The organism is Mesorhizobium sp. DxT (genome assembly GCF_058448885.1).
Genome location: NZ_JBZFLJ010000013.1, coordinates 1 through 13,103 on the forward strand (window position 1 = coordinate 1; position 13,103 = coordinate 13,103).

A 13,103-nucleotide genomic window follows, 5' to 3' on the forward strand; every position below is an offset into this window, starting at 1 on the left:
CGCTTGAACTCGTCACTGAAATTGCCGGTCCCCATCATGGCCTCCTTGCCTCAAATTTAGGGAAGAAGGCGTCCACAAATCTAGGGGCTATTCAATGCGCGATTTTCAGTGTCGCTCGACAGGCCGGACGCTTACGCGGCCTCGGGCGACAATTCCGGCACGTTGATCGGCACCGAGCGCAGCCGATCCTTGTCGTCCAGCAGTCCGCTCGCCCGCAGCAGCGAGGCGAAGCGGCCGTTGTCGCGCGCGGCAAGTTCGTTGAAGCCGCCCATCTCAACGATCCGTCCGCGATCCATAAAGATCACGAGGTCGGCGTCGCAGACGGTCGACAGCCGGTGCGCGATGACGAAGGTGGTGCGGTTGCGCCGCAGGCGGTCGATCGCCTCCTTGACCTTGCCCTCCGTCTCGACGTCGAGCGCACTGGTCGCCTCGTCGAGCACCAGGATCGGCGCATCCTTGAGCACGGCGCGCGCGATCGCGATGCGCTGGCGCTCGCCGCCGGAAAGCTGGGAGCCGCGCTCGCCGACCACAGTATCGTAGCCTTCGCTCTTGGCCAGGATGAAGTCCTGCGCGGCCGCCGCGAGCGACGCCTCGTGGACCTCGTGGTAGCCGGCATCGGCGCGGCCGAGGCGGATGTTTTCCTCGATTGTGCGATTTAGCAGCCCCGCATCCTGGAACACTGTCGCGATCTGGTCGCGCAGCGACTTGCGCGTCACGGTGCGTGTATCGATGCCGTCGACGCGGATCGAGCCGGACTTCGGATCGAAGACGCGCTGCAGGAGGTTGATGAGAGTCGTCTTGCCGGCGCCTGTGGGGCCGACGATGGCCACCGTCTGACCGGCGGCAACGCTGAACGAGATGTTCTGAACGCCCTCGCCCGAATCCGGGAACTGGAAACACACGTCGTCGAAGACCACGTCGCCGCGCACCCGCTCGATCGGACGGGTGCCCATCGGCTCGCTGCGTTCGCCAACGGCATCCTCCAGCGCATAGAAGGGTTCCAGCTTGGCACGGGCCTCGAAGACCTGATTGACGAAGCCCGTCACCTGGTCGAGCCGGCCGATAAGCAGCGTCGCAAAGCCTGCAAAGGCAACGATGTCGCCGATGCGCAGATGGCCGCGCTGAACGAGGATCGCGCCGATAACCAGAACCACCATCATCGAGATCGTAGCCGACAGGCGCTGCAGGGCGCTGGCTACAGCCCACCAGTTCAGCACCGGGAACTGGGCGCCGATAAGGTCGTCCGTATAGCGGCGCAGTGCCGCGGCCTCATCGGCAAGCCGGCCGTAGCTCTGCAGCACCGAGACGTTGCTGATCGAGTCGCTGACATGCGCGAAGACCTGATGATAATGCTGCTCGACCTGCGCCTGTCCATCCTTGGTGCGCGCCATCACCGCGCGGCTGATCGCGACGTAGGACGCGCCGAGGCAGAGCAGGACGCCAGCCATCCGCCAGTCGAGCGTCAGCGCCGTGGGGATCAGCAGCAGCAGGGCAACGGCCGTCGCCAGGTGCTGACGCATGAATTCGAGCCATAGCGAGAACAACGTTTCCATCGCGCGCAGCAGCGTGTGCAGCGAATGCGAGGTGCCGTGGCGATGGTGCCAGGACAGCGGCATCGAGATGACCTTCTCGAAGGACTCGCCCAGCACGTCCACCCGCCGCTTGTGCGCCAGCCTGTCGGCGCCGCGGGCGACGAGAACGAAGGCCACGATGTTGAATGCGCCCAGCGCGGCCCATGCCCCGACCTGGAATGCGATGTTTTCTTCCTGGGAGATGGCCTCGATGATACGGCCGAACAGAATGGGCTCAGCGATCATGGCGATCGCGAGCGCCACATTGGCAAGGCTGATGATTGCCACGCGCTGCCTTTCGGCGGCGAGGTAGCTCATGGCCCTCCAGTAAATTGACAGAAGTGACAAACGGAACCCCGTTTTGTTGCAGTGCACCATGCACGCGGTGACGCTATGCCTCGCCGCGTTTTACATCAATGGGCTGCGCGCGATTCCGTTGCCTTGTTTGTGTCAACAAGAGCGACAGAAAGTTACCTTTCGTGATCTTGTAACAGACTGAAATATAATAAAAAATGGCGGAGCGGTGACGAAAGCCGGGCGCGATCGTGTGCGCCCGGCGATCCTTCCATGCTGCAAGTGCGTCAGACCACCGTCACAACGACTTCATGGTCACCGTCCTTGACCGGAATTTGCGTCTTCGTCCGCTTCCCGTTGAGCGTCATTTCGGCCTTTGCGCCCCGCTTCACTGTGATGTGCAAACGGGCATTGCCGAGCCGCAGCCGGGTCTCGAATCCGTCCCATGACGAAGGCAGCGACGGCTCCACGAACAGCCTGTCGCCCTCGCGGCGGATGCCGAGTATCGCCTCCACGGCGGCACGGTAGAGCCAGCCCGCCGAACCCGTGTACCAGGTCCAGCCCCCTCGCCCGGCCTTTTCGCCTTGCGAATAGATGTCGGCCGCCACCACATAGGGCTCGACCCTGTATCGCTCGGCCTCGGCCTCGTCCGGCGCGTGGTTCACCGGATTGAGCATCGAGAAGACGCGATAGGCCTCGTCGGCGCGGCCAAGCTTCGCCAGCGCAACCACCAGCCACGTCGCGGCGTGGGTGTATTGCCCGCCATTCTCGCGCACGCCCGGGGGATAGCTCTTGATGTAGCCCGGTTCCTTGTCGGTGTTTTCGAAGGGCGGGTCGAAGAGCCTCACGATCTTGAGATCGTCATCGGCCAGCAGTTCCATGACCTTGTCGATGGCCTGCGACGCCCTTGCCGGGTCGGCGCCTTCCGACATCAACGCCCAGGACTGGGCAATCGAGTCGATGCGGCATTCGTCCGACTGCGCGGAGCCAAGCGGCGTGCCGTCGTCATAGGTTCCGCGGCGATACCACTGCCCGTCCCAGCCAGCGTCTTCCAGGGCCTTGCCGAGTTTTCCGGCATGCTGCCGCCACGCCTGAGCGCGCGCTTCATCGCCACGCTCGATGGCTATCGGCTCGAAATCGCGCAGCGCCTTGAGCAGGAACCAGCCCAGCCAGACGCTGGTGCCCCGCCCCTCCTCGCCGACGCGGTTCATGCCGTCGTTCCAGTCGCCACCGAGGATCAGCGGCAAGCCATTCTCGCCGGTGCGCTGCACCGCGAGATCGAGCGCGCGCGCGCAATGTTCGTACAGCGTAGCCTCCTCTTGCGAGGTCTCGGGCGTGAAGAAGGCGTCGTGTTCGCCTTCCTTCAGCGGCGGCCCCTCGATGAAGCGGATCTGTTCGTCCAGTACCGCGCGGTCGCCGGTCACGCTCACATAATGATGCGTTCCATAAGCGAGCCAGACGACGTCGTCGGAGATGATAGTGCGCACGCCCGCGCCGCTGCGCGGCAGCCACCAATGCTGCACGTCACCTTCCTTGAACTGCCGCCCTGCCGCGTTGACGATCTGGGCGCGCGCTAGCGCGGGATCGTGAAGCAGCAGCGCAAGCGTGTCCTGCAACTGGTCGCGGAAGCCGAACGCGCCGCTCGCCTGATAGAAAGCGGATCGCGCCCGGATACGGCAGGCCAGGCTCTGATAAGGCAGCCAGGTGTTGACCATCGCATTGAAGGCGGGATCTGGCGTTTCCACCTGCAGCGCATCGGAAAATTCCGCCCACGCAGTGCCGTTCGCGTCCATGCGGCTCTCGAAATCGGTCTCCAGATGCCGTTTCGCGAGCAAAGACACTTCGATGGCCGAGGAGGCGTCGCCGAGAATGATGTGCAGGTCGGCCGTTTCACCCGCGCCGATCATCACGTCGCAAGCGATCGCAGCGCATGGGTCGCGCCCCGCTTCAACATTACCGGAAAGGTCCAGCCCGCGCCGCACGGCAACGGGACTGACCGTAGAGCCGCCGGCCCCGAGGAATTCCGTGCGGTCGCAGGTGTAGGTCACTGCCTTGCCATCGCTGACGAGGAACGCGGTGCGCTCGCCGTAATCGAGGCTGTAGGGGTTATGCGCCATCAGCGCTCCGGTTGTCTCGTCGCGCGCCGGAACGATGAAGGGGGCTGAGCGCGCACGGTTATTGCCCATCAGCCATTCGGCATAGGCATAGACGCGCAGCTTGGCGTTGCCGGTTCCGTGGTTCGTGAGCCGCAGGCGCTGCACCTTGACCGGATCGTTCTGGTCGACGAGCTGCGTCAGTTCCGCGCTGAGCGCGCCCTTGTGCGCATGGAAGCTCGAGACCCCCGGCGCGTGGCGCGCTTCGTAGACAATCGACGGATCGCGCAGCACACAGGCTTGCGGCGAAAACGCTTCGCCGGTCTCCATGTCGCGAATGTAGAACGCCTCGCCCGGTCGGTTGGTAACCGGGTCGTTCGACCACGGCGTCAACTGGAAGTCGCGGCTGTTGCGGCTCCAGGTGAACGAGGCGCCCTCGCTCGAAGTGTGGAAACCGAATTCGGGGTTGGCAATCACGTTGATCCAGGGCTGCGGCGTCGCGCGGTTGCCGGAGAGCCGGACGACGTATTCGCGCCCATGATCCGCGAAACCGCCGAACCCGTTCCAGAAGGACAGCTCCTCGCCGTCCACCTCCGCGGCAACCGCCTTGTTGTCGTTGCCCGGCGACGGCTCGCGAACGGGCAGCGGCCTGCGTGTCGTTTCAGCCTCCCGCGCTGCGGTCTCCGCCGCCAGCGCGGTCTGCTCGGCCCGCTCGATCTGATCGAGGATCGGGCCGTTGCGGGTGTGCATCACAACACGCGCAGCCGAAAGAAGCGTGCGATAGGAGGTGTCGTCCATCAGGTCGCGGCGCACGGCGAAGATATGCTGGCGCGGCCCGAGCTCGCGGCCGCGCATGCGGGCATTGTCGCACAGCAGCTCGATCGCCTGTTGCAGGTCCTGCACGTAGGACGAGGCCTGCTCGTTGACGATCACCATATCGGCCAGCAGGCCGTGCGCGCGCATGTATTCCTGCATGCGCAGCGCAGTCGCGACGATCTCCAGATCGGCGACGTCTCCGATACGCAACGCGAATATCGGGAAGTCGCCCGAGATCGCCATCGGCCAAAGCGCCGACTGGCGGCCGAGGCCGGCCGAGATGGTCTCTGCCGGTGCACGCAAGGTCGGGTCCGGATAAAGCAGGCGGCTTGCGAGCTTCTGCACCCCGGCGGCTTCGGCAAGGCTGAGCCCCACATGGCGCGTCTGCACCTGCGAACGCGTCCATGCCAGCATCGCCTGCCGGCGGAAACTGTCGGGGTGCAGGAAGCGCTTCATTTCCTGCTCGACATCGGGGCGGTTCGCGGCGACGACCGTCCAGAAGGTCAGCATTACCTTCTTGCGCGCCGGCACCCTCACCCGCGCGCGCAGCGCCATGACAGGGTCCAGCACATGACCGGCCGAGCCGGAGAGCCGGGCGCCGGCATCGAAGGCAGCGGCGTTGGCGATCGACCGGCCGCGCCCGATGAAGGTGCGCCGGTCCGTCTCCGCCTCGACATCGCGGGCAACGCCGACGCCGGAGGTCACGAAATGAGCGAGCGCGATCGACGGGTCACCGGACGAGCGCTTCCGGCGCTCCGCGAACACAGTCGCGCCATCCTCACCGCCGATCTCCGTCTTCACGAACATCTTGGAGAACGCCGGGTGCGCGGTGTCGGCCGCCTCGAAGGCCAGGGCCAGCTCGGCGAAGGACGTCACGTCGATATGGCGATCCTGATCGCCTTCGTTCCAGATCGTGAGGCGACGTGCCTCGCCATTGCCTTCGGAAACGACGACGCACTCGACCTCGGAGCGTAGCGTGCCGACGGTCTTGGTGAACACCGCCCGGTCGTCGCCGAAGAAGGCGCGGGTCGTTTCGCCCGGCATGCGTTTCGGCTCCGCCGTGGCCGACCACCAGTCGCCATTCTCGGGATCGCTCAGGAACAGGAACGTTCCGGTGCGGTCCTCGGTCGGATCGCCGTTCCAGCGCGTGATGGCGATCTCGTCGGCGCGGCTGTAGCCGGTGCCCGTGCCGCTGACCATGACGTGATAGTGCCCGTTGGACATGAGATTGGTTGCGCGCATGCTGCGCAGGGGATCGAGGACGAGCCGCGAATCCGGACGCTCGTCGAGCACCTCCGGCTTGATCCGCTCGCCGGTCTCCGCGCGGATCGGCATTGCAGGGATTTCGCGCGGCGCCTTTTCCTGCAGTAAGAGTTCGGCGGATTCGATCACCGAGTCGGCGTGGAAGCGGTCGCGCATACGGCCTTCGAAGACGGCGTTGGCGACCGCGACAATCGACATGCCATGATGGTGCGCCATGAAGTTGTGCACCACTGCGTGGCGTTTGCCTTCGGGCACGCGCACGGCCGTGAAGTCGACCGCATCGTGATAGCCGTAGCGGCCGAGCGCCCCGAGCTTGCGCAGCCAGCGCAGGTTCTCGACGGCTTCGGCTGGCTTGAACTGCGCGGCAAGCAGGCTCGCATAAGGCGCGATCACGGTATCCTGCGCCAGCCCGCGCTTGAGGCCCAGGCCGGGCACGCCGAAATTGGTGTACTGATAGGTCATCTCGCGGTCACGCGCGTGGTAGGCCGCTTCGGAGATGCCCCAAGGCACCCGCTTCGAGCGGGCATATGACATCTGTTTCCTGATGACGAGATTGCTGGTCTGGTTGAGGATGCCACCCAGCGGCTCCTTCATGACCAGCGGCGGCATCAGATATTCGAACATCGAGCCCGACCACGACAGCAGCGCGCCGTGGAAGCCGATCTCGGTGACGGGACGGCCGAGCCGGAACCAGTGTTCTGTCGGCAGATCGCCCTTGGCGATGCCGAAAAGGCTCGTCAGCCGCGCCTCGGAGGCAAGAAGGTCGTAGCAGGCTTCGTCGAGCTGGCGCTCTTCGATCCGGTAGCCGATGGAAAGCAGCTTGCGGTCCTGCCGCAGCAGGAACGAGAAATCCATCTCGAAGGCGAACTTGCGCGTGCGGTCGCGCAACTGGATCAGCCGCTGCCGCAGCTTGCCGATGCCGGTTTCCTCGACATGCGAATCCGTCAGATGGGCTTCGCAGGCCTTCTCCAGCTTCTCAGCCCAGAGCGCGAGGTCGCCGCTCGCCTGCGAGCCGATCTCTTCGTCGAGCGCCTTGGCAAGCTTGCGGATGTCGGCGGCCAGTACGGTGAGGTTGATGGTGCGGATCGCCGCTGTCTCGGGTTCATCGCGGATGTTGTTCACAGCCCGGCGCATGCCCTCGATGCGCTCGGCCAGACGCTGGCGCAGCGGCCGCAGCGCGCGACGGTCGTCGGGCAGCGCCGCCAGCTCCTCCTCAAGGATGGCCGCGACGTCGATGATGCCGCCGAATTCGCCCTGCAGGTGGGCAGCGGGCGCGGCAGCCCAAAGGTCGCAGGCCGATGCGACGGCGACGAGGTGCCCCGCCAGATTGCCGCTGTCGACGGATGAGACGTAGAGCGGATGCAACGGCCGCAGCGTGCGGGTGTCGTACCAGTTGTAGAGATGGCCGCGGTAGCGCTCCATCTTCTCCATAGTGGACATGGTCCGGTCCAGACGGTCGATGGTTTCCGAAAGGCTGATCCAGCCGAAGTCGCGGGCGGACACCACGGACAGCATGTAGACGCCGATATTCGTCGGCGAGGTGCGGCCCGCCACGACCGGCACCGGCACTTCCTGGAAATTGTCCGGTGGCAGCATATGGTGCTCGGCCGTCACGAAGGTCTCGAAATAGAGCCATGTCCGCCGCGCGATGGTGCGCAGGGTGGCCGCGTCCTCGGGGTCCACTTCCAGCCGATCCTCGGTCTCCGCCGACTGGCTGACCAGCCACGCGAAGGCTGGCGAACCGGCCCAGAAAATCGCGAAGAACGAAGCAACGACCACACCGGTGGAACCGACCATCAACGGGATCGCAAGGCCAACCAGGGCTACCAGCACGACGCCGCTCATGGCGCGATAATGGCCGCCGAGGCTTTCTTCGCACGAACGCGCCGCCTGCGAGGCCGCCCGCCATTCCAGCAGATGCCGGCGGCTGACGAACAGCCGATAGAGCGTGCGCACCACCGCATCGCCCATCGACCAGGCGTGATGCGCCATCAGCACCACCTTGAGCGCAACCTGCGCACTGGCAAAGGCGAAGTCGCGCGCAACGGCGGCAATGTGGTTCTTGAGCGTCGCCTCCGGGTCGCGCGGCAGGATCGAATCGACGATGCCGTAGGTGAGCGACAGGAACAGGCTCAGCACAAGAAGCGCCTGCCACTGGGCGGCTTGCGTGAAGGGCAGCAGGGTCCAGCCCGCTACCGACGCCGCGATCCAGAAGATCGGCGTCAGCGACCGGCGCAGATTGTCGATCATCTTCCAACGCGAAAGACCGGGCACGCCCGAGCGCGGATTGAGTATCCACGGCAGAAGCTGCCAGTCGCCCCGCGCCCAGCGATGCTGGCGCGACTCGTCGACGAGATAGCGCGTCGGGTAATCCTCTATCAGCTCGACATCGGTCACCAGCGCCGCGCTGGCATAACCGCCCTCGATCAGATCGTGACTAAGGATCGTGTTTTCCGGGATGCGATCGCGGAGCGCGGCTTCCATCGCGTCGATGTGGTAGAGCCCTTTGCCCGTGAAGGTGCCTTGATCGAACAGGTCCTGATAGACGTCGGAGACGGCGAAGACGTAGGGATCGATGCCGCGGTTGGCGGAGAAGATGCGCTGGAAGAACGACGCCTCGTCGCCGGTCGTCAGCGATGGCGTGATGCGCGGCTGCAGGATGCCGTGGCCGGAAGCCAGGCGCCGCGCCTTGGCGTCGATGACGGGGCGGTTAAGCGGATGTTCCAGCTTGCCGACCAGCTTGCCGACCGCGCCGCGCGTCATGCGCGTGTCGGCGTCGACCGTCATCACATATTCGATGTCCTGCGGCAGCGGGTCCGCGGGTGCGAAGAACGTCGTGTCATGGTCGCCGCGCAGCAGCGTGTTCAGCTCATGCAGCTTGCCGCGCTTGCGCTCCCAGCCCATCCAGCAACTCTCGGCCTTGTTGTAGAGCCGCCGGCGGTGCAGCAGGTAGAAACGCGCATGGCCTTCCTTCGGATAGCGGGCATTGAGCGCCGCGATCAGTTCGTGGGCGTGCTCGAGGAGAGCCAGATCAGCCGCGCTTTGCTCCGTCTGACTGTCGGACCAGTCGGACAGCACGGCGAAATGCAATTCCCCCCCCATGTTTGCGAGGTAGTGCACTTCGAGATTGCGGACGGCTTCTTCGACATCGTCGCGGCTGCCGAACAGGACCGGCGCAACCACAAGCGTTCGCGCATACGCTGGAACGCCGTCCTTGTAGTCATAGCCGATCAGCCGCGTCGGCTTGACGAAGGTCGAGACCAGCGTGTTGAACAGGCCAACGGCCGCCTCGCTCGCCGGAAACGCAAAAAGCGCGACCAGCAGCATCACCGCCCCTGTCGAAAGCCCGTAGTCGGCCAGCGCCACCGCACCAGCAGCGAGCAGCAGGCAGGTCACCAGCGCCACCGGCACGACGACACCCAGCCAGTCGCTCTTGCGGTAAATGCGATGGAGCCTCTCACCGAACGACGGGGTGTAACCCAGCGCACGCTCGAACTCCTGTCGCCGCGGCCCGACGAGAAAGCAGCCTGCATCGACGCCGGCGCCGCCGTTCGAACGGCATTCGCCCGCCGTCTCGGCCATGGCGACAGCCTGCAGAGCAACCTCGTGCTCCTCACGCCCCGAACGTTTCGCCAGCTTTTCGACGGCGCCGCGATAGGCGTCGCGGGATGCAAAGTCCAGCTTCTCGAAATCCGTCCGATCGCGCAGCAGGCGGTCGATATGGCTGACCTCCTCGAACCATACCGTCCATTCCGTGTCGTCGATCAGGCGCAGGCCCTTGATGATGTTGCCGGTAGTGACGTTGCCCGAAGACAGGTTGGCGTGCTCGCCGAGCGTGATCTCCTCGGCGTCGCTGCCGGCCGCTTCCAGTTCGCCCTCCAGCCATGCCAGCGCCTTGCTGGAAACCTGCGAGCCGTCGCGCAGGCGATGGAGTAGTTGTGTCGCGAATGTGCGGTCGCGGGCCTGCTGCGCATAGGCGCGCAGGATGTCGACGTCCTCACCGCCCGGAACCAATGCCAGCTTGTCGGCCACCTGATTGGCCAGCACACGCATATCGCGCGCCTTGGCGACGCGAACCGCCAGCCGTCTCAGATTCTCCACCAGCACGAAGCGCAGCAGCGACGGCAGCGCCCAGAGCTCGCCGATGCGCAATGGCTGCACTTCCTGGAAACCGTCGACCAGCGCGCGGAAGCCGTCGACCGAGACCTCGCTGTCGGACTGCGCCACGTAGAGCCATGCAATCGCCAGCACGCGCGGCACGCGCAGGTCCGGCATTTCGGGTAGCTGGCGATAGAAGCGCCGGGGCAGGTCGCGGCGGATGGCGGCGATCGCCTGTTCGATGACGTGCGAATTGTCGAGCAGCCAGTTTGCGGCCGGCGTCACGCTCTCGCCATCGAGTTGCGCACGGTTCAGTACATGGACGACGGAGCGGATGCGCTCGGCGCTGTCCTTCGTACGGTCGCGCGGCTCGAAGGGCTCGATATCCTCGATATGTTCCCTGGCACCCCGCGCCAGCGCCGCGCCGAGCCGGCGCAGATCGCCGTGATGTGCAAAAGGAGAGCGGATAGGCAGATCGCCCCCGCGAAACGAAAGCTTGTTGTCAGACCGAAGTGTCGGGTCTGCATGAACATTCATTGGGTATGAGCCCCCGGATGGGATTTCGACTTCCCGGCTGCCAGCCAGACGTGTGCGGGATGCTCTTAAACCGATTATTGAGGCGATAGTTCCACGGGAGTTTCACTCTGCTCAAACACATTATGTTGCAGCGCGAAACAACAGGCGGACAAGGTGTCCCACGCCCACCGTCCTTACAATGTCGACCGTCACTTTAATCTTCCGTGGCCCAGTATTTCCGCATGGCGTCCCTGCAGCGTCACGGGAGCCAAGTCAGCTTCAGATGCCTTGTCCGAGGCATCGGCACAGGCGCAGATGCAGCATCCATAAGACAGTGAACGCTTCATTAAAGCTTTAACTGTTTAAGGTTGATCTGAAGAGTTCATCTGCGGCGAGGGGCCCCAATGATAAGTCTTTTCAGATCTTCGATCGTCTACCAGAGCGTGGCGGTCACCGTAGCGCTCATTTTTCTGACAACCGCCGCCATTGTCGGCGTCATGCACCACAATCTCAGGGCATCGGTGCTGCACGATGCGTCGAGCGATGCACGCGACGCCGCCCGCACTATGGCCGTGCTGGCCGGCGTGTCGCTTTATGGTCTCAACGTTGAGATCGATGGCGAACAAATAGCCGATCTCACGGCAACAAGCATACCGCCAATCGCCAATCACGACCTCGTCGACCGCACCGCGAACGCCATCGCCGGTGTCGCGACCGTGTTCCAGACGCAGGACAACGAGTATCGCCGGGTCTCGACCAACGTCCTCAAACAGGACGGAAGCCGCGCTGTCGGCACCACGCTTGCGCCGGACCATCCGGCACAGGCATTTCTTGCCAAAGGCGAGGCCTATTACGGAGAGGCCGTTCTGTTCGGGAAGGCCTATATGACGGGTTATGTGCCGGTGAAGAACGAGGCCGGGGCCAATGTCGGCATCCTGTTCATCGGCATTCCCATGGAGGTTTATTTCGCCAAGATCGACAGCATGCTGTTGCTGCTGACCGGCGTGGGCGCGGTGTGCCTGCTGGTCTTCGGTGCCGTGGCGTTCTTTGCGATGCGGGCGCTCATCAGGCCCATGGCGACGCTGACCGACTCGGTTCACCGACTGGCTTCCGGCGACATGACCGCCGAAGCGCCCTACCAGGACAGGCAGAACGAGTTCGGCGCGATCGGCCGGGCGCTTGCCGTGTTCCGCGACAACGCGCTTCAGAAGGAACGCGTCGAGGGCGAAAGCGCCCGCCAGCGTTCGGCGTCGGAAGTGGAGCGCACCCGTAACGACGAGGAAAAACGCCAGATCGAGGCCGAAATCGCGGAAGCCGTCGACGCTCTTGGCGCATCGCTGTCAGCGCTCGCGCAGGGCGACCTGTCGCAGCGGATCGACACGCCCTTCACCGGCCGGCTCGAGCAGGTTCGCAACGACTACAACGCTTCTGTGGCGACACTTCGCGAAACGCTCGGCGAAATCCGGCAGAACGCGAGGGCGATCAATTCCGGTTCGGAAGAAATCCGCAACGCCGCCGACGACATGTCGCGGCGTACCGAGCGGCAGGCTGCTTCCGTTGAGGAAACCGCTGCCGCGCTTGAAGAAATCACGGCGACCGTTCGCGATTCATCGCGCCGTGCAGAGGAGGTCGGCGCCCTGGTATCACGCGCCACCGAAGATGCCCGCGTCTCCGGCGAGACCGTGCAGAAGGCGGTTCACGCCATGACGCAGATCGACGCCTCTTCGCGCGAGATTTCCAGCATCATCGGCGTCATCGACGAGATCGCGTTCCAGACCAACCTGCTGGCGCTGAACGCGGGGGTCGAAGCGGCACGTGCAGGGGAGGCCGGCAAGGGCTTCGCGGTGGTCGCCTCCGAAGTGCGCGCGCTGGCACAGCGCTCGGCCGAGGCCGCCAAGGAGATCAAGGCGCTCATCATGACCTCGGCGCAACAGGTGCAGTCGGGCGTCCAACTCGTCGGTGATACCGGCACGTCGCTGGACTCGATCGTCCGGGAGGTTGCCGAGATCAACGATCACATCGCGGCAATCGTGACCGCCGCTCGCGAGCAGTCGACCAGCCTCGCCGAGGTCAATTCCGCCGTGAACACGATCGACCAGGCAACGCAGCAGAACGCCGCCATGGCCGAGCAGTCGACGGCGGCCAGCCACTCGCTGGCACGCGAGGCGCACTCGCTCGAGGCCCTCGTCGCACGCTTCTCGCTCGATGCCCACGAGGCCGCAGGTGCGGAGCTGGTCATGCTGCGCAATCCGCTGCACGCCGCCGGCAACGCCATGCGGCAGGCCGACAACGAAGACGCCGCCACTGCGGTCGGACACCGCTAGCGAGCGGCTCGCCACACCCTCCTTGATCGAACTCCAAGGCCGGCTGAAAAGCCGGCCTTCGTCGTTTTCGTTGCGGCAACACATATTCATTAGACTTTAGTTGAACATGATGCGCGGAACGGTTCGTA

At 64.7% G+C, this 13,103-nt stretch carries 3 protein-coding genes; 1 reads left to right on the forward strand and 2 read right to left on the reverse strand.

Annotated features, from left to right (window positions below; genetic code table 11):
* Positions 1 to 131: 131 nt before the first annotated feature.
* Together ACVJNE_RS20915 and ACVJNE_RS20920 are read right to left on the reverse strand one after the other, a co-directional pair.
* Positions 132 to 1,919 carry a glucan ABC transporter ATP-binding protein/ permease gene (locus ACVJNE_RS20915; RefSeq protein WP_499568741.1) on the reverse strand — a complete coding sequence of 596 codons (1,788 nt, stop codon included), beginning with the start codon at positions 1,917 to 1,919 and terminating at the stop codon, positions 132 to 134.
* Between the two features lie 233 nt (positions 1,920 to 2,152).
* Complete coding sequence (locus ACVJNE_RS20920; RefSeq protein WP_499568742.1) at positions 2,153 to 10,672, reverse strand: glycoside hydrolase family 94 protein; 8,520 nt, start codon at positions 10,670 to 10,672, stop codon at positions 2,153 to 2,155.
* Positions 10,673 to 11,055: 383 nt separating this feature from the next.
* On the opposite strand from ACVJNE_RS20920, the gene ACVJNE_RS20925 reads away from it, so the two are divergent.
* Positions 11,056 to 12,975 carry a methyl-accepting chemotaxis protein gene (locus ACVJNE_RS20925; protein ID WP_499568743.1) on the forward strand — a complete coding sequence of 640 codons (1,920 nt, stop codon included), beginning with the start codon at positions 11,056 to 11,058 and terminating at the stop codon, positions 12,973 to 12,975.
* Positions 12,976 to 13,103 lie beyond the last annotated feature (128 nt).

What these genes read in the sequence shown, in the direction of transcription:
- ACVJNE_RS20920 (WP_499568742.1), bottom strand. Translation starts at nt 10,672, where the DNA reads ATGAATGTTCATGCAGACCCGACACTTCGGTCTGACAACAAGCTTTCG.
- ACVJNE_RS20925 (WP_499568743.1), top strand. Translation starts at nt 11,056, where the DNA reads ATGATAAGTCTTTTCAGATCTTCGATCGTCTACCAGAGCGTGGCGGTC.